Origin of the sequence: Nonomuraea gerenzanensis, from assembly GCF_020215645.1 — a bacterium.
GTDB lineage: Bacteria > Actinomycetota > Actinomycetes > Streptosporangiales > Streptosporangiaceae > Nonomuraea > Nonomuraea gerenzanensis.
In genome coordinates this window covers 2,926,556-2,949,095 of sequence record NZ_CP084058.1, presented here as the reverse complement: position 1 = coordinate 2,949,095, position 22,540 = coordinate 2,926,556, and the positions used below count along the sequence as shown (strand labels likewise).

The 22,540-nt window shown below is 71.8% G+C and carries 20 protein-coding genes; 10 read left to right on the top strand and 10 right to left on the bottom strand.

All coding sequences use genetic code 11. The features are described 5' to 3' along the window. Positions 1 to 140: 140 nt before the first annotated feature. Positions 141 to 2,741 carry a polysaccharide lyase 8 family protein gene (locus tag LCN96_RS14075; protein WP_225273055.1) on the top strand — a complete coding sequence of 867 codons (2,601 nt, stop codon included), beginning with the start codon at positions 141 to 143 and terminating at the stop codon, positions 2,739 to 2,741. Between the two features lie 51 nt (positions 2,742 to 2,792). Here LCN96_RS14075 and LCN96_RS14070 read toward each other — a convergent pair whose 3' ends face one another. Continuing rightward, positions 2,793 to 3,392 (bottom strand): TetR/AcrR family transcriptional regulator, encoded by a 600-nt coding sequence (locus tag LCN96_RS14070; protein ID WP_225273054.1) that lies wholly within the window; start codon positions 3,390 to 3,392, stop codon positions 2,793 to 2,795. Positions 3,393 to 3,471: 79 nt separating this feature from the next. Between LCN96_RS14070 and LCN96_RS14065 the strand changes: the two genes are divergently transcribed. Genes LCN96_RS14065 through LCN96_RS14055 form a run of 3 tightly spaced genes read left to right on the top strand, consistent with a single transcriptional unit; the run spans position 3,472 to position 5,826 of the window. Beyond that, entirely contained in the window at positions 3,472 to 4,500 is a 1,029-nt protein-coding gene (locus LCN96_RS14065) for a saccharopine dehydrogenase NADP-binding domain-containing protein (RefSeq protein ID WP_225273053.1), read from the top strand. Next, entirely contained in the window at positions 4,497 to 5,357 is an 861-nt protein-coding gene (locus LCN96_RS14060) for an NAD(P)H-binding protein (RefSeq protein ID WP_225273052.1), read from the top strand. Before LCN96_RS14065 ends, LCN96_RS14060 begins: the two co-directional genes overlap by 4 nt. Before the next feature lie 55 nt (positions 5,358 to 5,412). Further along, positions 5,413 to 5,826 carry a peptidase inhibitor family I36 protein gene (locus LCN96_RS14055; RefSeq protein ID WP_225273051.1) on the top strand — a complete coding sequence of 138 codons (414 nt, stop codon included), beginning with the start codon at positions 5,413 to 5,415 and terminating at the stop codon, positions 5,824 to 5,826. Positions 5,827 to 5,882: 56 nt separating this feature from the next. Here the strand turns inward: LCN96_RS14055 and LCN96_RS14050 are convergent, their stop codons facing one another. Genes LCN96_RS14050 through LCN96_RS14035 form a run of 4 tightly spaced genes read right to left on the bottom strand, consistent with a single transcriptional unit; the run spans position 5,883 to position 11,479 of the window. Then, entirely contained in the window at positions 5,883 to 7,598 is a 1,716-nt protein-coding gene (locus LCN96_RS14050; protein WP_225273050.1) for an ABC transporter family substrate-binding protein, read from the bottom strand. Next, positions 7,595 to 9,664: an ABC transporter ATP-binding protein gene (locus tag LCN96_RS14045; protein WP_225273049.1), complete on the bottom strand. Its 2,070-nt coding sequence runs from the start codon at positions 9,662 to 9,664 to the stop codon at positions 7,595 to 7,597. Before LCN96_RS14045 ends, LCN96_RS14050 begins: the two co-directional genes overlap by 4 nt. Further along, complete coding sequence (locus LCN96_RS14040) at positions 9,661 to 10,500, bottom strand: ABC transporter permease (RefSeq protein WP_225273048.1); 840 nt, start codon at positions 10,498 to 10,500, stop codon at positions 9,661 to 9,663. Before LCN96_RS14040 ends, LCN96_RS14045 begins: the two co-directional genes overlap by 4 nt. Position 10,501: 1 nt before the next feature. Beyond that, positions 10,502 to 11,479 carry an ABC transporter permease gene (locus LCN96_RS14035; protein WP_225273047.1) on the bottom strand — a complete coding sequence of 326 codons (978 nt, stop codon included), beginning with the start codon at positions 11,477 to 11,479 and terminating at the stop codon, positions 10,502 to 10,504. Between the two features lie 386 nt (positions 11,480 to 11,865). Between LCN96_RS14035 and LCN96_RS14030 the strand changes: the two genes are divergently transcribed. Further along, positions 11,866 to 12,150, top strand: coding sequence for a DUF4432 family protein (locus tag LCN96_RS14030; RefSeq protein ID WP_225273046.1), 285 nt, complete (start codon positions 11,866 to 11,868; stop codon positions 12,148 to 12,150). Here the strand turns inward: LCN96_RS14030 and LCN96_RS14025 are convergent. Next, on the bottom strand, positions 12,139 to 12,972 hold the full coding sequence (locus tag LCN96_RS14025; RefSeq protein WP_225273045.1) for an amidohydrolase family protein: 834 nt from the start codon (positions 12,970 to 12,972) through the stop codon (positions 12,139 to 12,141). The two genes, LCN96_RS14030 and LCN96_RS14025, sit on opposite strands and share 12 nt — an antisense overlap. A gap of 37 nt (positions 12,973 to 13,009) precedes the next feature. On the opposite strand from LCN96_RS14025, the gene LCN96_RS14020 reads away from it, so the two are divergent. The 4 genes from LCN96_RS14020 to LCN96_RS14005 all read left to right on the top strand — a co-directional run bounded on the left by LCN96_RS14020 (position 13,010) and on the right by LCN96_RS14005 (position 16,218). Next, on the top strand, positions 13,010 to 13,597 hold the full coding sequence (locus LCN96_RS14020; protein WP_225273044.1) for a glycoside hydrolase N-terminal domain-containing protein: 588 nt from the start codon (positions 13,010 to 13,012) through the stop codon (positions 13,595 to 13,597). Between the two features lie 238 nt (positions 13,598 to 13,835). Beyond that, positions 13,836 to 14,468: a hypothetical protein gene (locus LCN96_RS14015; protein ID WP_225273043.1), complete on the top strand. Its 633-nt coding sequence runs from the start codon at positions 13,836 to 13,838 to the stop codon at positions 14,466 to 14,468. Continuing rightward, positions 14,465 to 15,265: an MFS transporter gene (locus LCN96_RS14010; protein ID WP_225273042.1), complete on the top strand. Its 801-nt coding sequence runs from the start codon at positions 14,465 to 14,467 to the stop codon at positions 15,263 to 15,265. The genes LCN96_RS14015 and LCN96_RS14010 overlap by 4 nt, the downstream gene beginning before the upstream one ends. Before the next feature lie 122 nt (positions 15,266 to 15,387). After that, a complete protein-coding gene (locus tag LCN96_RS14005; protein WP_225273041.1) occupies positions 15,388 to 16,218 on the top strand; it encodes an RpnC/YadD family protein in 831 nt (276 codons plus the stop codon). Positions 16,219 to 16,248: 30 nt separating this feature from the next. Here the strand turns inward: LCN96_RS14005 and LCN96_RS14000 are convergent, their stop codons facing one another. The 4 genes from LCN96_RS14000 to LCN96_RS13985 all read right to left on the bottom strand — a co-directional run bounded on the left by LCN96_RS14000 (position 16,249) and on the right by LCN96_RS13985 (position 18,886). After that, positions 16,249 to 17,505, bottom strand: a complete 1,257-nt coding sequence (locus tag LCN96_RS14000; protein ID WP_225273040.1) for an RNA polymerase sigma factor — start codon at positions 17,503 to 17,505, stop codon at positions 16,249 to 16,251. Positions 17,506 to 17,523: 18 nt separating this feature from the next. Next, entirely contained in the window at positions 17,524 to 17,898 is a 375-nt protein-coding gene (locus tag LCN96_RS13995; protein WP_225273039.1) for a YciI family protein, read from the bottom strand. A 41-nt stretch (positions 17,899 to 17,939) separates the two neighbouring features. Further along, on the bottom strand, positions 17,940 to 18,599 hold the full coding sequence (locus LCN96_RS13990) for a DUF998 domain-containing protein (RefSeq protein ID WP_225273038.1): 660 nt from the start codon (positions 18,597 to 18,599) through the stop codon (positions 17,940 to 17,942). 104 nt (positions 18,600 to 18,703) lie between these two features. After that, complete coding sequence (locus LCN96_RS13985) at positions 18,704 to 18,886, bottom strand: hypothetical protein (protein WP_225273037.1); 183 nt, start codon at positions 18,884 to 18,886, stop codon at positions 18,704 to 18,706. An 89-nt stretch (positions 18,887 to 18,975) separates the two neighbouring features. Between LCN96_RS13985 and LCN96_RS13980 the strand changes: the two genes are divergently transcribed. After that, positions 18,976 to 22,536: a WD40 repeat domain-containing serine/threonine protein kinase gene (locus LCN96_RS13980; RefSeq protein WP_225273036.1), complete on the top strand. Its 3,561-nt coding sequence runs from the start codon at positions 18,976 to 18,978 to the stop codon at positions 22,534 to 22,536. Positions 22,537 to 22,540 lie beyond the last annotated feature (4 nt).

The window sequence follows — 22,540 nt, the reverse complement described above, 5'->3', positions numbered from 1 at the left end:
CTATATCGTCCCCGATGTCCGCAGCAGCACGACCGGCCTCGGGGGATTTCATGTCGGGTGGATGGACACGGCGTGCGCTCCTGCGCGCCGCAGGCGGAGCAGCACTGAGCACGGGGCTCACCACTGGGCTCGCCACCGGGATGAGCGCCGGGCCCGCCATGGGGATGGCCGGCCCGGCCGGGGCGGTGCCACGCCATGCGGACCTGAAGGCCCGGTGGCGGGCGCTGCTGCTCGGCGAGGGCTTCGACCGGGGGGCGGAGCCGTACCGGAGCAGGCTGGCGGAGCTGGGCCGGGCGGCGGCCCGGCACCGCGAGTCGATGAGCCCGCGGCCGGGAGCGCTCTGGCGCGGCCTGCGCTACGCCGACGAGCGCACGGCCGCCCTGCACCACCTCACCTCCGCGAGCCCCGCGGGGGCCGCGGGGGCCGCGGGGCCCGCGTTCGCCTCCGCGGGCCCGGCGGAGACCATGATCACACAGCACGGCCTCCTGTACGCGGGCCCGTCGGCGATCGGGATCACCCGGCACAGCCACGTCCGCTCCGGACCGGCCGCACGCGGGCCGGCGACCGGCGACCCGGCAGCGCTGTCGGCGAACCTGCACGAGAGCTTCACCAGGCTGAGGGTGATGGCCGAGGCGTACGCGCAGCCCGGCACCGGCGTGACCGGCGACACCGAGCTGGGCCGCGCCGTGCTGGCGGGCCTGGACCACCTGCTCGCGGACGTCTACCGCCCCGGCACCACCGCGTACGGCAACTGGTGGCACTGGCGGATCGGCGGCCCGCAGGCGCTGCTGGACACGGCGCTGCTGATGTCGGATCGGCTGACCGGCCGCAGGGCGGCGGCGTGCTGCGCGGCGGTGGACGCGTTCGTGCCGGAGTCGGCGGTGACGAGCTACACGGGCAGCAGCACCGGCGCCAACCGGGTGGACCTGTGCCAGGTGCTGGCGCTGCGCGGGGTGCTCAGCGGCGACGCGCGGCGGATCCAGCTCGCCAGGGACGCGCTGACGCCGGTGTTCGCCCCGGTCACCCGGGGCGACGGCTTCTACGCCGACGGCTCCTTCATCCAGCACGGCTGCGTCCCCTACGTCGGGGGTTACGGCGCGGTGCTGTTCGGCGGGGTCGCGATGCTGGGCGCGCTGCTGCGCGGCTCGCCCTGGGACCTGGACGGGCCCGAGCTGCGGGCCTTCCTCGGCACGGTGGACGAGGCGGTGGCGCCGTTCGTCTACAACGGGCTGCTCATGGACAACGTGGCCGGGCGCGGCATCAGCAGGGCCGGGCAGGACGACCGCCTGCGCGGGCAGAACATGCTCGCCTCGATCGCGCTGCTGGCCGAGGTGGCGGGCGGTGAGCGCGGGGAGCGCTGGCGGGCCATGGTCAAGGGCTGGCTGGAGCGCGGCCGTCCGGTGGCGGGCAAGCGGTCGCTGGGCGTCGCCCGTACGGCCCGGCTGCTGGCCGTGTCCCGCTCGGCGGGGAAGGCGGCGGCCGAGCCGGTGGGGCACCGGCTGTTCCCCAGCATGGACCGCGCCGTCCACCGGCGGCCCACCTGGGCGGCCTCGGTGAGCATGGCGTCGCGGCGGGTGGCGCACTACGAATACGGCAACGGCGAGAACGCGCGGGGCTGGCACACAGGCGCCGGCTGGCTGTCGTGGTGGGGCGACGGGTTCGGCGAGGAGCAGTACACGGACGCGTTCTGGGCGACGGCGGACCCGTACCGGCTGCCGGGGATCACCGTGTCCACCAAGCGGCTGGCGAACGGCGAGGGCGGCGCGTGGGGGCTGCCCCGTCCGGACGTGAGCTGGGTGGGCGGCGCGACGGACGGCGAGTTCGCCGCGGTGGGGCAGGACCTGCGCGGGCTGGGCAGCACCATGGCGGCCAGGAAGGCGTGGTTCTTCCTGGACGACTGCGTGGTGTGCCTGGGCGCGGGGATCACCGGCGCGGACGGGGTGCCCGTGGAGACCGTGGTGGACAACCGCAACCTGGGCGCGCGCGGCGGCACCTCCGTACGCGTGAACGGCGACCTGTGGAACAGGCGCCCGCAGGACGGCGGGCGCCGTGACCGCGACGGCGCGGACGACGAGCGTCGCGCCCGCGAGCGGGCGGCCGGCCCCTGGGGAGGAGCCGCGCGCGAACGGCGCACCGACGTCTCCTGGGTGCACGTGGCCGGCCACGCCGGTTACGTCTTCCCCTCCCCGACCAGCCTGGACCTCCTCCTGGAGGAACGGACCGGCTCGTGGCGGGACGTCAACGCCGGCGGCTCCCCCGACCCGATCACCCGCCGCTACCTGACCATGTGGCTGGACCACGGCCCCGATCCGATCAGCGCCTCCTACGCGTACGTGCTCATGCCCGGCGCCACCGAGGCGGCGACCCGTGCCAGGGCGGCGGTCGCGGGCCGGGTGCAGATCCTGTCCAACACCCCGTACGCGCAGGTGATCAGGGTCCCCGAGCTGGGCCTGACGGCGGCGAACCTGTGGGCGCCCGCCCGCGTGGGCCCGCTCTCGGCGAGCGCCCCGGCGTGCGTGCTCATCCGCGAGCGCGCCGACGGCACCGCCCAGCTGTCGGTCTCCGACCCGCCGCGCGGGGCCGCCGCGCTGGCGCTCACCTGGGACCGCCCGGTCCGCGAGGTGCTGTCGGCGCCCCCGGCGGTCGCCACCGCCGGTACGGGCGACTCGCTCCGCCTCACCTTCGGCGACCTGCGCAACGCGGCCGGAGCCACCCAGCGGATCACCGTCTCCCTGGCCTGACGAACTGCCGGTCACCCACCACGGCGACGGCACCAGCCGGTCGCCCACCGCTCACTGCGGTGGCGCGACCAGCGCCGACAGCAGGCGGTCGGCCTCCGCGGCGATGCCAGGCAGGTCGGCCGCCGGCTCCTTCGACCGGGCCAGCAGCATGCCGCCCTCGCACAGCGCGCCGAACATGAGCTGCGCGCGGGCGTCCAGGTCACCGTCCGGCGCCTGCCCGGTGGCCACCGCCATGAGCAGCCCGTCGCGCAGGATCCGCAACATGTGATCGTGCTCGATCTCGCGCACGGTCTCCCACCCCAGCACCGCCGGAGCGTCCAGCAGCACGATCTGCCGGAACCCCGGATCGAGGCAGTGCTCCAGGAAGGTCCGGCAGCCGCGCCGCAGCGCCGCCCACACGTCGGCCTCCTCGGCGGCGATGCCCAGCAGCTTGGCGTCCACCGCCTCCAGCTCGGCCACGAACGCCGCGCGGAACAGCTCCGCCTTGCCGCCGAAGTGGTGGTAGGCGGCCCCCTTGGTCACCCCGGCCGCGGCGGCGACCGCGTCGATCGAGGTCAGCGCGTATCCGGTGGCTCCGAACCGCTCCCGCGCGGCGCTCACCAGCCGCCCCGTGGTCTCGTCCGAGCGCTCTGCCTGGGTACGGCGAATCATCCTGCTCCCATTGACTTACATACTCGTGGTACGTAACTTCGAACATAGTTACGTACTCCGAGTATCTCAACGAGGCACCATGATGTCACCACCGCACATCGCCGTCTACGGCGCGACCGGCCACACCGGCCGCCTGGTGGCCGCCGACCTGCGCAGCCGGGGCCTGGAGATCGTCCTGGCCGGCCGCGACGGCAGCGCGCTCAAGAGCCTGTCCGAGGAGCTGGGCGGAGCTCTCGTGCACGAGGCCGCCCTCGACGAGCCAGCCGCGCTGCGCGATCTCGCCGGCTCGGCGGACGTGCTGATCCACTGCGCGGGCCCGTTCACGGACACCGGCAGGGCCCTGGCCACGGCCGCCGCCGAGGCCGGCTGCCACTACGTGGACCACGCCCTGGAGCAGCACCACACGAAGTGGATGTTCGACACCATGCAGCAGCCGGCCAGGCAGGCGGGCATCACCATGGTCACGGCCATGAGCTTCTACGGCGGGCTGGGCGACCTGCTCGCCGGAGCCGCGGCCGCCGGCCTGACCGGCATCGACCGGGTGATCACCGCGTACTCGGTGACCGGCTGGCGCCTGACCACGGGGGCCAGGAAGACCGCCGAGCTGCTGTTCGCCGACACCCGGCGGATCACCTACACCGACGGCGCCGAGCACGTCGGCTACGTCGAGCCGCGCAACGCCGTCTTCCCGTTCCCGCCGCCACTCGGGCCGCGCACGATGATCGCGCCCGTGCCGTTCCCCGAGGTCGTCACGGTGCCCAGGCACGTCGCGGCCAGGCAGGTGGAGGCGCAGCTCACGGCGCACACGTTCGCGGAGGAGCAGGCGTTCACCAGCGAGCACGTGGACCCGGAGACGCGAGCGGGCTCCCACTTCACGGTCGCCGTGCAGGTGATCACGCAGGACGGCAACCGGGCCGGCCAGGCGCGCGGGCACGACCTGTGGCGGATGAGCGCGCTGGCCTCGGTCGAGGCCGCCGTCCGGCTGGCCGGCGACCAGGGCCCAGGCCCGGGCGTCTTCGGCCCTGCCGAGGCGTTCCCCGCCGGGCCGTTCCTGCGCGATCTGGAGCGGCTCGGCCTGTTCAGGCTCACCCTTCAGGAGGAGAGATGATTCTGGTCACCGGAGCGGCCGGCGGGCAGCAGGGCGCGACCGGGCGGCGTGTCGCGGAGCTGCTGCTGGAGCGCGGCGAGCAGGTGCGGGCCTTCGTCCGCGCCGACGACGACCGGGCCGCCGAGCTGCGCAAGCTCGGCGCGGAGGTGGTGTTCGGCGACCTGCGCGAGATCACCGACGTCCGGCCCGCGATGCGCGGGGTCACGCGGGCGTTCTTCACCTATCCGGTGACGGCGGGCCTGATGGACGCGACCTCGGCGTTCGCCGCCGCCGCCCGGCAGGAGGGGGTGACGCGCGTCGTCGAGGTCTCGCAGCTCGACGCCCAGCCCGAGGCGGGCACCCCGCGGATGCGCCGGCACTGGCTGTCGGAGCAGGTCTTCGACTGGGCCGGGGTGGGCGCGGTGCACCTGCGGGCGGCGGTGTTCTTCGAGAACCTGGCCGTCGTCGTGGCCGCGGCGGGCCGGCTGGCGCTGCCGCTGGGGCCGCCCACCACGCGGATCCCGCTGATCGCGGCCGCCGACGTGGCGGCGGTGGGTGCGGGGCTGCTGCTGGATCCGGAGCCGGTCGAGCCGGTGTGCCTGCTGACGGGGCAGATGTCCACCGCCGGGGAGGCGGCGCGGGCGCTCGGCGTCGAGTACGTGGACGTGCCGCCCGACGAGTGGGAGGCGGGGGCGATGGACGTGTACGGCGACCCGTACGCGGTCGAGCACCTCACCCACCTGTGGGCCCTCTTCCACGCCATCGGCACCGGCGACCACCCGCTCTACCGCGTCACCGAGACCATCGAGCGCCACGGCGGGCGGCCGCCCATGACGCTGCGGGAGTTCGCGGCCGATCGGATCGACCCCCTTCCCTGACAAGATCGCGCCAGGTATGTTCGGGCGGAAGGAAAGTTTCACCCATGGAGGAAGAGTGGGCAAGAAGCTTCACATGCTGGCGCTCCCGCTGGCCGCCGCCGCCCTGACCGCCCTGGCGGCGCCGGCTCAGGCCGCCGAGGGGTACGACCGGTGCCAGGACGGCTACTACTGCATGTTCTCCGGCCTGGACGGCACCGGGGACGTCATCCAGATCAAGACCGACACCCCCGACCTGGCGGCGCTGGGCATGGCCGACCGCGCCAAGTCCGACTGGAACCGTACCGACTCCTGGATCCACCTCTACTCCGAGGCCGGCTACGGCGGCTGCTCGGCGGTGACCCAGCCGCGCGACAAGGGCAACTTCTACGTCGACTTCCGTGACTTCTTCGACTCCGTCCGCTTCGACGGCCCCAACGGCCCGTCCTGCTTCACCACGTTCAAGGGCGGGGTGGCCGACTCGCACGGCTGAGCAACGCGGGAACCCCCGGTCGCCGCGGCGGCCGGGGGTTCCTCATGCGGCGGGGATCAGGCGGTGTAGCCGATCGACGCCCAGTCGTAGTACTTGTAGCCGCGCGAGCCGTAGTTCGCGACGGTCTTCTTCACGGCGCGGATGTCGGGGAGCTGGTACAGCGGGATGGTGTGCACCATGTCCCAGATGAGCTTGTCCGCGGCGTTGGCCAGCTCGGCCGCCTTCACCGGGTCGGTGGCCTTGCCGACCTCGTCGATGGCGGCGTCCACGGCCGGGTCGTTGGACTTGGGGAAGTTGCTCTCCGAGCCGGTCTTGTAGATCTGGGGCAGCGAGCCGAACGGGGTCGGCACGCCGATCCAGGAGAAGGCCACCAGGTCGAAGTCGCCCTTGATGATGAAGTCCGTGAAGAACTTGTCGACCGGGACGGTCTCCACCTCGACCTTGATCCCGGCCTCCTTCAGCATGGCCTGGGTCAGCTCGCTCTCCGTCTTGGAGTTCGGCGTCGAGGCCGGGATGACGAAGTCGAGCGTGAGCTCCTTGCCGTCCTTCTTGCGGACCTCGCCCTCCTGCTTCCAGCCGGCGGCGTCGAGGAGTTGCTTGGCCTTCTCCAGGTTGTACTTGCCGAGGTCACCCGAGTTGTCGACGTAGCGCTTGTCGTTGTTCATGAAGACGTGGTTGCCGAGCGTGTGGATCGGCCACTCCATGTCCTTCAGGTCGGACTGGGTGATCACGTCGCGGTTGATGGCGTACTGCACGGCCTGGCGGACCGACTTGTCCTTCAGGAACTCGCTCTGGTTGTTGACCGTGATGTGCCGCCAGTTCGGGCTGAGCGCCTTGCGGATCTCCGCGTCCGGCACCTCCTTGGCCCGCTTCAGGTCGGCCGGGCTGCCGCCCGGGATCTGCACGCCGTCGAGCTCGCCGTTGGCGAACGCGTTCACCTCGGCGGACGGGTCGGGGATGGCGCGGAAGATGACCTTGTCGAGCTTGGCCTTCTTGCCCCACCACTTGTCGTCACGCACGAGCGTGAGCGTCTTGGTGCCCTCGTCGAGGCTCTCGACCTTGAAGGGACCCGCGGTGACCGGGATCTTCTGCAGGTACTCCTTCTCGAAGGCCTCCGGCGTCTCGTTGGCCGAGGCCGGGAAGAGCCACGAGCTGGCCCGGTTGTACAGGCCCTGCCACTCGAGGTACGGCTCCTTGAAGGTGATGACCGCGACCTTGTCCGAGTCGCCCTTCTCGATCGACTCGATCTTGTCCCAGCCGTCGGTGGAGGCCGGCTTGAACTTCTTGTCCTCGCCGTTGTTGGCCTTCCACTGCGCCTGCAGGTCCTTGTACGTGATCGGCGTGCCGTCCGACCAGTTGGCCTTGTCGTTGAGCGTGAAGGTGACGACCTGCTTGCCGCCCGTCGTCTCGTTCTTCACGTCCGTGACGTAGTCGGGGTTCGGCGTGAAGACCGCGCTCTCGTCCGACAGCATGAGCTGCGGCATGATCGGGTCGAGCATGTCCGCCGTGTCGGCCTGGTTGCCGTCCACGTGGCTGCCGTTCCACTGCGTCGGCCACTGCCCGATGGAGAGGGTGAGTGTGCCGCCGTCCTTCACCTGCTCGTACGGGACAGGGTTGATGGCGATGGACGGGGTCTCCGCCATCTGCTGCTGCGCCTGCTTCGTCTGCTCGGCGTTCGGCTGCTTGTTGCCGGACTCGCCGCCTCCGCCGCAGGCAGCGACGGCCAGGGCCAGGACCGCCAGCCCCGCGGCCGCACGGTAACGAACCTTCACTCTTCCTCCTGATTGTCCGAGGCCGTGATGACCTCGATCTCCTCCGCGTAATGGCAGGCGGCACCGTGGTCGGTGACGTTCGCCAGCCGGGCAACCGAGGGCTCCTCGTCCACACACCGCCGCCGCTCGGCCTCACTGAGCTGGGCGAACTTGGGGCAGCGGGTGCGGAACCTGCATCCAGACGGCGGGTCGGCCGGGCTGGGCAGGTCTCCTTCGAGCAGGATGCGCTTGCGGGTGCGCTCCATCTCGGGGTCGGGCAGGGGGATCGCCGACAGCAGCGCCTGCGTGTAGGGATGCGCGGGGCGGTCGTAGACGTTCCTGACCGCCCCGATCTCGGCGATCCTGCCCAGGTACATGACGGCCACACGATCGGCCAGGTGCCGCACCACGGCCAGGTCGTGGGCCACGAACAGGTAGGACAGGCCCAGCCTGTTCTTCAGCTCCTCCAGCAGGTTGATCACGCCTGCCTGGATGGAGACGTCGAGCGCCGACACGGGCTCGTCCAGCACGAGCAGCTTCGGCTCCAGCGCCAGCGCGCGGGCGATGCCGATGCGCTGCCGCTGGCCGCCGGAGAACTGCTGCGGATAGCGCTGCGCGTGCTCCGGCGCCAGCCCGACGAGCTGCAGCAGCTCGGCGACCTTGGCGCTGACGTCCTTCTTGCCGTGCGCGCGCAGCGGCTCGGCGATGATGTCGCCGACCGGCATGCGCGGGTCGAGCGCGGCCATCGGGTCCTGGAAGACGATCTGCAGGTCCCCGCGCAGCGCCTTGCGGGCGCCCTTGTCCAGCTTGGCGCTGTCCTTGCCGAGCACCACCACCCGGCCGTCCTGCGGCGGCTGGAGCTGCATGATCTGCTGCAGCGTGGTGGTCTTGCCGCACCCCGACTCGCCGACCAGGGCCAGCGTCTCGCCCTCGGCGATGTCGAAGCTGATGCCGTCCACCGCGAACACGGTGCCGACGCGGCGCTTGAAGATCGCGCCCTTCATCAGCGGGTAGTGCTTCTTCATCCCGTCGAGCTCCAGCACGGTGGCGCGCTCGGCGCGCGGCACGCGTACGACGTCGCTGGGCGGGATGACCGGCACGGGGAACACGTCGGCGCCCGTGAGGCCCTTGTGCTCGATCTCGTGCGCGCGGATGCAGGCCACGTGGCGCCCGCCGCCGAACGGCGTCAGCGGCGGCTCCTCGTCGTCGCACATGTCCACCTTCATGGGGCAGCGCGGCGCGAACGGGCAGCCGGGCGGCAGCGAGGCGGGCGAGGGCGGGTTGCCCTCGATGGGCACCAGCGGCCCCTCCTCGCCGTCGATCCTGGGGATCGAGGCGAGCAGCCCCATCGTGTACGGCATGCGGGGCCGGTAGTAGAGGTCGTCCACGGGCCCCTGCTCGACCGGGCGGCCCGCGTACATGACGAGCACCCGGTCGGCCATGCCGGCGATGACGCCCAGGTCGTGGGTGATCATCACGATGCCGGCGCCGGTCTCCTGCTGCGCGGTCTTGAGCACCTCCAGGACCTGCGCCTGGATGGTGACGTCGAGCGCGGTGGTCGGCTCGTCGCAGATCAGCAGGTCGGGGTCGTTGGCGATGGCCATGGCGATCATCGCGCGCTGCCGCATGCCGCCGGAGAACTCGTGCGGGAACGCCTTGGCCCGCAGGTTCGGGTTCGGGATGCCGACGAGGTCGAGCAGCTCGACGGCGCGCCTGGCCGCCTTGTCCTTGCTCAGCTTCTGGTGGATGCGGACGGCCTCGGCGATCTGGTCGCCGATCGTGTACACGGGGGTGAAGGCCGACAGCGGATCCTGGAAGATCATGCTGATGGCCTTGCCGCGCACCTTGACCTGCTCGTCCTCCTTCATGCCGAGCAACTCCTGGCCGTGCAGCCTGACCGAGCCGCTGACCACGGCGTTCTGCGGCAGCAGGCCCATGACGGCGAGCGAGGTCACGGACTTGCCCGAGCCGGACTCGCCGACGATGCCGAGCACCTCGCCACGCTCGACGTCGTAGCTGACGCCGCGCACGGCCTCGATGCCGCCGGGGAAGGTGACGGTGAGGTCCCTGACCTCCAAGATGCTCATGAGTTGCTCCCCGGGTCGAGTGCGTCACGCAGGCCGTCGCCGATGAGGTTGACGCTGAGCACCAGCGCGACCAGCAGTCCGGCGGGGAAGGCGAACAGCCACGGGTAGCCGGTGGCGTTGCGGGAGCCCTCCGCGATCAGCGTGCCGAGCGAGACGTCCGGCGGCTGGATGCCGAAGCCGAAGAAGGACAGCGCGGCCTCGCCGATGATGGCGCCACTGACGTTGAGGGTGGCGTCGATGATCAGCAGGGAGGCCAGGTTCGGCACGATGTGCCGGAAGATGATCTTCCAGCGCGGGATGCCCATGTAGGCGGCGGCCAGCACGTACTCACGCTCACGCAGCGAGAGCGTCATGCTGCGGACCACCCGGGAGGTGATCATCCAGGAGAACGCGGCCAGCAGCGCCACGAACCACAGCCACGAACCGTTCCTGAGCTGGGGCGAGATGATGGCGATGATCAGGAAGCTGGGCAGGACCAGCAGCAGGTCCACACCCCACATCAACACCTTGTCCACCCAGCCGCCGAAATATCCGGCGAACGCCCCGACGACCGCGGCCAGGCCCGTGGAGATCAGCGCCACCAGCAGGCCGATGATGATCGACTTCTGCATGCCGCGCAGGGTGACCGCGTACATGTCCTGGCCGATCGAGGTGGTGCCCCACCAGTGGTCGGCGTCCGGCGCCGACAGGAAGGACAGGAAGTCCTTCTCCGTCCAGTCGTACGCGCCGAAGAACGGCCCCACGTAGGCCAGCACGACCAGCAGGAACAGGGCGATGAACCCGTAGCGGGCCTGCTTGTTGCGCAGCAGGCGCCCGAGAACGACCTTGGATCGCATGTCAGCTCACCCGCACCCGTGGATCGAGGGCCGCCACCAGCAGGTCCGACAGGAAGGACGCGGCCAGCACGCACACGGCGGCGAAGAACGTCACCGCGGCCACCGAGTTCACGTCGTTCTGGTTGATCGAGTCGACCAGCCAGGCGCCCATGCCGTGCCAGGCGAAGATCTTCTCCGTGAACGTGGCGCCCGTGAACATCGTGCCGAACGCGAAGGCGAAGTACGTCGCCGAGGGGATCAGCGCGGTCCGCAGCGCGTGCCTGGTCAGCGCCGTCCTGCGGCGCAGCCCCTTGGCCATCGCCGTGCGGACGAAGTCCTGCCCGAGCACGTCGAGCATCATGTTGCGCTGGATCCGGCTGTAGAAGGCGATCGAGCCGAGGCTGAGCGAGATCGTCGGCAGGATGAGGTGGTTCAGCCGGTTGACGAACTGGTCCCACCCGGACAGCTGCGGGTTGTACTCGCCGGTGTACTCGATCAGCGTGAAGCCGAGCCCCCTGTTCAGGTTGTACGTGCCGATGGCCAGCAGCGTGGCCAGGACGAACACGGGGATCGCCATGATCACGAAGGAGGTGACACCGATTAACCGGTCACTGAGCTTGTACTGCCTGACCGCCGAGTACGCGCCCAGCGCCACGCCGAGGGCGAAGCCCAGCAGCGTGCCGATGAGCAGCAGGCGCAGGCTGACCATGACGCGGCGGCCCATCTCCTCGTTGACCGAGCCGCCGTTCCAGGTCTTGCCGAAGTCTCCGGTCACGACACCCTTGGCCCAGGTCGCGTAGCGCGTGAGCACGGGGGTCTTGTCGTTCAGGTTGTAGGCGTCAAGTGTGGCATCGATGGTCGCCTCGGGCACCGGCGGCTGCCGGCCCTCGTAGGCCGCCCGCGGGTTCATGGTGGTGGCCGCGAGCATGTAGGCCAGGCTCGCGGCTATGGCGACCAGGATCACATTTATTGCCAACCTGCGGAGCAGGTACTTGCCCATCACTCTCCGTTCGCGCTGACCGGGGGCGCAACCTTCCAGGCGGAGAGGCGCCCCCCGCAACGAAAACCCATCTCGCATCGTGAAATGTCAACGCGATGTCGGGATGGCGATCAGGGCGCAGAATATAAGCAAAAATATAACAGTCAGAAACGGCGTCATATAACGGTAAGGTCACTCACAATAGATCGACTAGGGGGTTCCGGGGGGCTCAATACGGCTGTCCACCTGGGGAAATACGGCTTACCGATGGGGGTGTGGCGGCGCTCTCATAAGGGCTTGTGTCACAGAATCCGGACATAAATGGCCACGTGGACAAAGGCGCTTATATCATATTGACTTGGAGGACTGTACGCGGGTCGGACGATCTCCATCGCGCGCCGGGGTGAGTGTACGAGCGCGCCTCGTCCCCCCGGGCCGACGGGCTGTACCGGGTGGCCGTGGTCAACGGCCGGCTGGGCATGCGGGTGGCCGTGGAGTGGCGGGCGGCGGAGTTCCCGTACGTCTTCGAGTGGCTGAACCTGCGCTCGGGCAACTACGCGGCCGGCCCGGAGCCGTCCACGCACCACGTGTCCGGCGACGCGGCGGCCCGGCAGGACGGCAGCATGATCTGGCTCGGGCCGCAGGAGTCGCGCACCTACCACACGACGTTCCGGGTGGAGTCAGCCTCCTAGCCGGTACGCCCGCCGCGCCGTCCCGGCGAACACCGCCTCCCGCTCGCTCTCCGAAAGCCCGGCGCACAGCTCGTCCGCGGCCGAGACGACCTGGTCGTACCCGGCCGCGAGCAGACACACCGGCCAGTCGGAGCCGAACATGACCCGCTCGGGGCCGAATGCCTCCAGCACCGTCTCGGCGTACGGCCGCAGGTCGGAGGTGCGCCACGAACCCCAGTCGGCCTCGGTGACCATCCCCGACAGCTTGCAGTAGACGTTGGGCCGCGCGGCCAGCTCCAGGATCCGGCCGCACCACGGCTCCAGCTCCCCTGACGCGATCGGCGGCTTGGACAGGTGGTCGAGCACGAACGTCAGCTCCGGCAGCGCGCTCACCGTGTCGATGGCGGCCGGGAGCTGGTGGGGCAGCGTCAGCAGGTCGTAGGCCAGCCCCGCGCCCGCCACGGCGGCCAGCCCCCTGCGCACGTCGGGCCGGTTGAGCCAGGCGGGGTCGGCCTCGGACTGCACGCCGTGCCGCACGCCCACCAGCCCTTCCGGCAGGGCGGCGAGCGTGTCGGCGGCGCCGGGCTCGGCCAGGTCGATCCATCCGACGACTCCCGACACAAGGTTTGACTCTGCGGCGAGCGTCAGGAAGTCTCTGGTCTCGTCGAGATCGGGCAGCACCTGCACCAGCACGGTCGCGGTCACACCGTTGGCGGCCGCGTGACCGGCGAGGTCGTCGAGGGTGAACGTGCGGCGGAGCGGAGCCATCCCGGCGGCGTCGAGCCAGGCGTGGGAGCGCGCGGACAGGTCCCAGACGTGATGGTGGGCATCGATGCGATTCACGACAGACATCCTATGTATGGGGCAGGAGTGATCAACAGTGGCCGGCAACGGATACACGCGGCGCGGAGTGCTCGCCACCGGGTCAGGCGCGGCGGCCGGGTCCCTGATCGTGAGCGGTGCCGACGCCCTCCCGGCATGGGCTGACGACAGGCAGGCCGATGCGCTGGAGCTCTGGTACACCCGCCCGGCCGAGGTGGGGCTGGAGGCGCTGCCGGAGATCAGGCGGCTGGTCTGGGAGGACAAGTGGCAAGCCGCCCGGAACCTGGCGGACGAGAACCTGCTCGGCACGCCCAGCGAGCAGGCGTGGTACCAGGTGCTCGGCGACCTCACGCTGAGCTGTCCCGGCTCGGCCGAGTTCACCGACTACCGGCGCGAGCTCGACCTGACCAGCGCCGTCACCAGCGTGCGGTTCACCCGTGACGGCGTGCGGCACCAGCGCGAGGTCTTCGCCAGCAACCCCGACCAGGTCGTCGTGCTGCGGCACACCGCGGACCGGCGCGGCTCGCTGCGGCTCGACCGGCTCAGGGTGGCGGACCCGGCCGTGTACGGCGGGCTGGCGCGGCAGCCGTACGGGCTGATCGGGCCGGTCAGGCTGGTTCCGTACGGGGAGGCGCCGGTGGGGTAGCGCGCTGAGCGGGGACGTACCCGCGGACAGGTTGATCAGGGCGGCTCACGTCGTGCGGCCACCGGGCGCACGCGGCAGGCGGGCGCACGCGGCAGGCGGGCGCACGCGGCAGGCGGGCGCACGCGGCAGGCGGGCGCACGCGGCAGGCGGGCGGGGCCGAAGGACCGACAACGCAGAATTCCGGACCGGCTGCCAGCAAGCCGCCGATGCGCCGCACGAGCCGGACCACAGTGTGCCCATGACCGACTCCGCTGCCCCCACTCCCGACGCCCCCGATGCCCCCGACGCCCCCACCGCCACCCGGGACGCCCAGCCCCCGCCCGCATGGCTGCGCGCACTGACCGCCGCGGGCCGCCGCTGGCCCAGCCTGCTGGCCCTGGCCTGGGCCGTCTACAGCCTCTCCGACGTCGGCGACGGCCTCGAGTACGTGATCCTGTTCGTCCTGCCCGCCGCGGGCTACCTGTTCCTGGCGGTGGCCGACCGCCCACGCATCTCCTGGGCGGTGGTGATCGCCCTGCTCGCGACGGTCGTGATCCTGCGTGCCCTGGACATCGACCCGTGGCCCCCGCTGGCCCTGGTCGTGATCGCCCTCACCGCCCTCGGCCTCGTCAACGGCCGCCTGCGCAGCCCACGGATCTACGCCCTGCAACCGGCGGGCGCCCTCGCCTTCCTGGCCTCCGGCCTGCTGGCCCTCTCGGTCCCGCCGACGGCCGGGGGCTATCTCGTCGCGGCGGGCCTCCTCGGCCACGCCCTGTGGGACGGCTTCCACTACCGGGCCAACAAGATCGTCGCCCGGTCGTACGCCGAGTGGTGCGGCGTGCTGGACCTGGTGCTCGGCCTGGGACTGCTGGTCGTCCTCCTGACACGGTGACGCCGCCGCCCCGATTCCCGCGCGCCGTCCGTACCGATGTCGAGAAGCGGCGCGCCATCGCCATCTGGGCGACCTGCCAGTTCACCGGCGGCGCACTCGGGCCCGTGCTCGCCGGGTTCCTGCTCCGGCACTTCTGGTGGGGGTCGGTGTTCCTGGTGGCCGTGCCGGCGGTGGCGCTCGCCGCCGGGGCGGGCCTCGGGTCCCTGTTCGTACGCCGGCAACTGCGCCTGGAGTCGCCGCTGCTGGACCTGCGGCTCTTCCGGAACCGCCCGTTCACGGCCGTGATCGTCGCGCTCGTCTTCGCGGGCATCGCGATGGCCGGCACGGGGCTGCTGGTGACGCAGTACCTGCAGAGCGTCCTGGGCTTCTCGCCCGTCGCGTCGGCGGTGCTGTTCGCACCCATGGGCCTGGGCACGGCGGCCGGCACCATGGCGGCGCCCGCGCTGGCCCGGCGGATGCGGCAGCCGGCCGCGATCGCCGGCGGGCTGGTGGTGTCGTCGCTGGGCAGCCTGCTGCTGGTCGGCGTCGGTACCGTCGCGAGCGCCCTGCCGCAGGTGATGATCGGCATCACCGTGCTGGCGCTGGGCACCGGCCCCCTGTTCGCGCTCGGCACCGGATTGGGGGCCGAGCTGCTGCATGCCGCGCGGGAGGCTTTCACCGCCGGTCTGCATGTGAACGGTGCGGTCGCGGCGGTCATCTTCGCCGGGCTGGCCGTACTGATCTGGACCATGCGCCCGGCCACCCTCGCGGGCGCGGCCTCGCACGCGGATCGGGAGGCGGCTCGCCTGCCGTCTTGATCGGACCACCCGTCCTTACCCAAGTTTTCGTCACAGTGGGTATGCGTTTAGATACGCTAAGCGTCATGCCGTCCCCCTCACATGACGCTCTGGTCCAATTGTTCTCCGATCGCCCTCAGCTGGTGACGGAGATCCTGCGCGACCTCATGCGTGTCGAGCTACCTGACACCCCCCTCATTCAGGAGGAGGATCGCACCTTCAACACCCGGACGTCCGACGACATCGAGCCCGACCTGGTCTTCACCCTTGGCCCGAAGCAGAGCCCGGTCCACGTGATCATTGTGGAAGTCCAGCAGGACAGCAACAAGGACGCCCGGCAGTTCGCGCGCTACGCCGCCGCCGCGTGGCTGATGATGAAGGTCGACGTCACCGTTCTGGTCGTCTGCCCGAAGCAATCGGTCGCCGACCATTACGCGAAACCAGTCGAATCGGGGCTGAACGGCTACCGCTTTCAACCCCAGGTGGTGGGACCGAGGGACATTCCGGCCGTCATCGACCCCCTGGAGGCAGCGGCTGACCTGCCGCTCGCCGTCATGTCCGTCATGACTCACGGCCGCGACCGCAAGGTCGTGGAGGCGTTCGCTACCGCGCTGAACAACGCTCCCGGCGAACACGCTACGAAGTACTATGAATACGCGTACAGCATGTCCATGCCCGACATCCAGCGGCTCCTGGAGGAAATCATGGCGTCCACCGCCTGGCCCGTCTACAGTCCCTTCGCCCGCGAGCACTTCGGCCGCGGCCGGGAGGAAGGCAAGGCGGAAGGCATGGCCGAGGGCCAGGCCAAGGAGGCCGCCGAGTCGGTGCTCCTGGTGTTGCGGACCCGCGGCCTCGACATCCCGGACGACACCCGTACCAGGATCACCGCTTGCACGGACCTCGCACAACTCCACACCTGGCTCATCCGCGCGACCACCGCCCACACCTCCCAGGACCTGTTCAGCGAACAGTAACCCTCTCACCGCCCGACTGCTGTACGCGAATCAGTCGAGGCCGGCGGCACGCCGCAGAAACAGCTCGCGTTCACGGGCGTTGCGGGTCAGCTCCGCCGCGCGGCGGAACTCGGCGGCGGCCTCGTCCGCCCGGCCGAGCCTGGCCAGCAGGTCACCGCGGACGGCGGGCAGATGCGCGTAGTCGCGTAACGCACGTGAGTCCAGGAGGGCGTCGGCGATCTCCAGCCCGCGCTCAGCGCCGTGGGCCATGCCGACCGCGACCGCGCGGTTCAGCTCGACGACGGGTGAGGGCGTGAGGTGCGACAGCAGCCGGTAGAGGGCGGCGATCCTGGCCCAGTCGGTGGCCTGCGGGGTGCGGGCGCGGGCGTGGCAGGCGGCGATGGCGGCCTGGAGTCCGTACGGGCCGAGCGTGCCCAGTTGCTCGGCGCGGTGGAGGCCGGCCAGGCCGCGGCGGACGAGCAGGCGGTCCCAGCGGCTGCGATCCTGGTCGGGCAGGAGGATCGGGGTGCCGTCGGGGGCGGTTCTGGCCGGGATGCGGGACGCCTGGATCTCCATGAGGGCCAGCAGGCCGTGCACCTCGGGCTCGGCCGGCATGAGCCCGGCCAGCACCCGGCCGAGGCGCATCGCCTCCTGGCAGAGGGACGGGCGGGCCCAGTCGTCGCCGGAGCTGGCCGCGTATCCCTCGTTGAAGATGAGGTAGATGACCTCCAGCACCGACGCCAGGCGGGCGGGCAGTTCGGCGGGTGGGGGCAGCTCGATGGGGATCTTCTTGTCGGCGAGCGTCCGCTTGGCACGGGAGATGCGCTGGCCGACGGTGGGCTCCGGGGCGAGGAAGGCGCGGGCGATCTCGGCGGTGGACAGGCCGCCGAGCAGCCGGAGGGTGAGCGCCAGCCGCCCCTCGACCGGCAGCTCGGGGTGGCAGGCGGTGAAGATCAGGCGAAGCAGGTCGTCGCCGATGTGGTCGTCGAGGGCGTCGTCGAGCTCGGCTGCTGCCGACTCCTGGCGGAGCTCCATGTCACGGCCGATCTGTTGCAGCTTGCGCTGGTAGGTGTCGCGCCGCCGGAACTGGTCGATGGCGCGGTGCCTGGCGGTCATGGTCAGCCAGGCACCCGGATTGTCCGGCACGCCCTTGCGCGGCCACTCTTCGAGCGCCGCGACCAGGGCGTCCTGGGCCAGCTCCTCGGCCAGCCCGACGTCGCCCACCATGCGGGCCAGCGTGGCGATGACCCGGGCGGACTCGATGCGCCAGACCGCCTCGACCGCCCGATGGGAATCGGCTCGCGTCATAGGTCCTGAATATCGCGATCAGGCGGGCGGGGCGAAGTCCGCGGGGCCGAACAGGCGCAGCACGTCCGCCTCGCCCTCCCAGCCGGGCCACAGGTCGCGGTGCAGCCTGACGAAGCGGGAAGCCCATTCCACGGCCTCCTCCTTGGTCCTGACCTCGTACAGGGCGTAGCTGATCATCTCCTTGGCCTCGGCGAACGGGCCGTCGCTGACGATCAGCCGGCCGCCGCTGATCTCGACCCGGGCGCCCTCGGAGCTGGGGGCCAGGCCGCTGGTGTCCAGCAGGGCTCCTGACTCGGTGGCCTCCTGGCCGAGCTTCATGATGGCCTCCATGAGGTCGGCCGGGGGCGGGCCGTCGGGCTGGGCGGTGACTTTGAGGGTGACGAGGTAGCGCATGGTCGTGACGCCTTTCTGGTTCGCTAGCGAGGGGGACGGCTTCAGGCGGAGCGGGACAGGTTCAGCGACATTAGCGACATCCAGGTCCAGAGGGCGAGGATGCCCGCGATGAAGGCGAGGTTCGCCCAGGCGACCCCGCCGCCGCTGGCGATGCCGACGAACGAGCCCAGGAAGAGGGTGCCGGTGGCCCTGGAGTACCAGGCCCAGCCCTTGCGGCCGTCACGGGCGTAGCGGGAGGCGATGACGTAGCAGGCCGCGCTCGCGCACAGGAAGCCCACGCCGCCGACGGCCAGGTGCAGCATGCCCGAGAGGGTGATGGCGCCGGGGCCTTCGGGGGTTCCGGCAGGGAAGCCCATGGCGGGGTCGGCGGGGAAGAGGGCGGCACCGATCATGCTGGCGCCGAACGTGCCGACGAGGATCGGGGCCCACCGGCCGCCGCGTCCCCGGGCCAGGGCGTGGCGCAGGCCGGCGGCGGCGGCGATGACGGCCAGGGCGGTGAGGACGAAGTTCAGGGTCTGGATCCAGCCGAGGTCGCCGTTGGCCAGGAAGCTCCAGGGGTGGCGGGCCAGGTCGAAGCCCTCCCTGGTGAACGCCTGGGCCAGGGCGACGGTGACGTACATCGGGCCTGCCATGACGCCGCAGGCGAGCAGGAGGCGCGGGCGGGAGAGCGGCCGTGCGGAGGAGTGGGCGAGGTGCGTCATGGTGATCCGCCTCTGGTCTTCGGGGCCGGCTCGTCCGGCCCTCTGACCTGGCGGCGAACGAGCCGGGCCGATTTCGACACAGCCCGCGGATTTCTTCCGGGATTTTACGCGCCGTCCACGAACGTGCTGGTCGACTCGTGCGTGATGCGCGACGGCAACGGCGGCGTGACGATCGGCAGCGAGACGATCGGCAGCGAGACGATCGGCGGCGTGACGGTCGGGAGCGTGACGGTCGGGAGCGTGACGACCTGTGGAGCGAGCCGGGTGTTCGCGTGGAACTGCACCATGAGCACCGCCCGCCTGGAGCGCGATCCGGATCAAGACGAACCCGGAACGCGGCGGCTACGTCCGGGACCTGTACGTCAAGGACCTCGCGGTGAGCGGGTTCGAGCTGCGCAACGCGTCGGTGGACGGCCGCCGCGTACAGACCCCCAACCAGATGGCCGTCGCCGTCATCCAACCTGTCATGGGGAATGCGCTCATCGACGGGGATCCGCAGCGGCTCGGCGACTACTGGCTGGCCGGCCGCCTGGGGGCGGGCGGCCAGGGTGTCGTGTACGAAGGTTACGACCCTGCCGGGACCCGGGTCGCGATCAAGGTACTGAGCGGCGACCCCGTCAGGGATCCCGGGCTGCGCGACGGGATGGTGAAGGAGGCGGTCTCGGCGCAGCGGGTGGCCTCGTTCTGCACGGCCCGGGTGCTGGACGCCGATCTGGAGGGGCCGCGGCCGTACCTCGTCAGCGAGTACGTCGAGGGCCCCAGCCTGCGCTCGGCCGGTCGCACCTTCGAGGGCGGCGAGCTGCACCGGCTGGCCACGGCGATCGCGACGGCGCTGACCGCCATCCACGACGCCGGCGTGGTGCACCGCGACCTCAAGCCCGACAACGTGCTGCTCGGCCCCGACGGCCCCCGCGTGATCGACTTCGGGATCGCCCGCACCGTGGAGATGTCGCTCACCTCGACCGGCCTGGTCAAGGGCACTCCCGGGTACATGGCGCCCGAGGTGTTCTCGGGCGAGCGGGCGGGACCGGCCGCCGACGTGTTCGCTTGGGGTGCGGTCGTCTGGTTCGCCGCCACGGGGCGGGACCCGTTCACCGGCGAGGCGCTCGGCGCGGTCATGCACCGCGTGCTCTCCCACGACCCCGACCTCGACGTGCTGCCGGAGTCCCTGCGCGGGCCGGTGCGGGCGGCCCTGTCCAAGGAGCCCGTCCAGCGGCCATCGGCCCGCGAGCTGCTGCTCGCCCTGATCAGCGGCGACGGCAGCCTGGACACGCCGCGCCTGCTCACCGGCGATGGTGACAGCGGTCTCGACACCTCACGCCTGCTCACCCGCGACGGCGCCCTCGACCTCCCGCGCCTGCTCGCCCTGGGTGCCGGGGACGGCCGCCGGATCGGCGCCCCCGCCGACGACCCCGCGCTCGGTGTGCTGGCCGAGGACGCCTACGCGACGCTCGCGCCCGAGGACAAGGAGCTGGCACCCGAGCTGTTCCTCCGCCTGGTCACGGTGACCGACGAGGGCGAGCTGGCGCTGCGCCGCCCTCGCAGGTCGGAGCTGCCGGACGGCGTGGATCGGGTGCTGGCCGCGTTCCCCTACCTCGTCTCCGACACCGACCCCGTACGCCTGCTGCGCCCCGCCCTCCCCCTGGCCTGGCCCCGGCTGCGCGCCTGGATCGAGGCCGACAGGGACGGCCTGGCCGTGCACCGCAGGATCAGCACGGCGGCGGGCCGCTGGCAGGAGCACGGCCGCAAGGACGCCGACCTGTTCTCCGGCAGCACCCTGGACCACGCGCTGAGCTGGGCCGCCGCCGGGCGGCGCAACATCACGCTGACCCCGGCGGAGCGGGATTTCCTGGCCGCCGCTGCCGCGCTCACCCGGCGCCGCTCCCGCCGTACGAGGCTGGCCGCCATGGGGCTGGCCGTGCTGCTGGTCCTGGCCCTGGCGGCGGGGGCGCTGGCCGGGTGGCAGAGCCTGACGCTGGCCGAGCAGGGCGACAAGCTGGCCCAGCAGCGCGACGCCGCCGAGTCGGCCCGGCTGGCCGCCGCCGCAGACGCCGCCCGCGGCCAGGACCCGGTGCTCGGCATGCTGCTCAGCGCCGCGGCCGGGCGGCTGTCGCCCACGGACGAGGCCCGGTCGAGCCTGGTCGCCTCCGTCACGGACCCGGCGGTCGCCGTCTTCCACGACCCGGCCACCAGGCCCGACGTGGTGCGCGCGCTCACCCCCGACGGCCGCTCGCTGATCAGCGCCGACCCCGGCGAGGTCAAGGTGTGGGACGTCGGCACCGGGCGGCGCACCGGCGGCTTCACCGGCCTGCCCGGCAGGCAGCTCCGCCAGGTCGCGGCCAGCGCGGACGGGCGGCTGCTGGCCATCGCCGACGACCAGGGCGTGGGCGTCAGGGAGCTGGCCACGGGCCGTGCGGTCGGCAAGCGCCTGGAGGCCCCGCAGGAGGTGGACCTCACCGTGGCCTTCAGCGGGGGGCGGCTGCTGGTGACGATCGGGCAGGGCGTGTACGTCTACGACTGGCGTACCGGCAAGGCGGTCTCGCTGCCCACGATGGCGGGGGTCGCCGTGCACCCGGACGGCACGTACGCCGTGGCCGGGCCCACGATCTGGTCGCTGCCCTCGGGCAAGGGGCGCGCGGGCTTCCGCGGCGTCTGCGCCGACTGCGCCAGCTTCCCCGCCTTCAGCAGGGACGGCAGGCGCCTGGCCGTCAGCGACGACGCCGGCCTGACCGTGTACGACACGCGGACCCGCGAGGAGATCGACGGGATCGCCGGCTGGGAGCCGGGCGCGGTGCCGGTCTTCAGCCCGGACGGCCGCCTGATCGCGGGCGTCGGGGAGCGGGTCACCGTCTGGCGGCTGGGTGACGACGAGCCGCTGCAGCTCGGACGCGAGCCGGACGACCGGCCGAGCGCCGCCGCGTTCGCCCCCGGCGGGCTGCGCTACCTGAGCGAGGGCACGGTCGTCACGCTCAAGCCCGCCCCGCCCGCCGCCAAGGAGCTGGACGGCGTACGGCTGAGCGAGGGCGGCGGCTCGACGCTCACCCATGCGCTCGGCTCCACGAAGGTCACGCTCAACGGCAAGCAGCTCGAAGCCGGCTCGTTCGAGGCCTACGACGCCGAGTTCACCTTCAGCCGCGACGGCCGCAGGCTGGCCATCAGGCGCGGCGACCAGGTGTCCGTCCGCGACACTGCCACCTGGCGCGAGCTGGCGAGCCTCACGCCGGGCTTCTCCGCCGTCAGCGAGCCGGACACCGCCCTGCCGACGGCCAAGGGCCTCTGGACGGCCGGGGAGAAGACCTTCACGCTCTGGTCGCTGCCCGGCGGTCAGCGGCTCAAGCAGGTGCCCAGGCCGCGCCTGCTCGGCTGGGCCGCCGGCGCCGACGGGCGGCTCGTCGGGCTGGACGCGGACCGGCTGCGCGTGGTGGATCTGGAGACCGGCCGGCCGGTCGGGGCCGCGATGACGCTGCCCGCGCAGCCGCAGAACGTCTGGTTCAGCCCCGACCTGAAGCGGGTCGCGGTGCTCTTCTCCGGCAAGGCCGGCGTCTGGGACACCGCCACGGGCGCGCAGGCCGGCGACTGGCTGCGGGTGGACGGCGCCGCGTGGGACGGGGTGTTCTCCCCCGACGGGAGACTGTTCGCGTTCGCCTCGCAGGACAACACGCTCAGCCTGTGGGACGTGGCGCAGGGCCGGCGTGTCGGGCCGGTGGTCGGGCTCTCCGACAGCGCCAGGTCGCTCACCTTCACCGCCGGCTCCGCCGAGCTGCTGGCCATCGGCAGGGACGGGGTGCGGACCAGCCTGCCGACGACCGTCGAGCGGCTGGCGGAGACGGCGTGCGCGCGGGCGGGCCGCGCCCTCACGGAGGCGGAATGGCGCCGCTACCTGCCGGGCCGCCCCTTCGAGCGGAGCTGCCCGACCGCCGCCGCGTTCCGTGGCTGAGCAC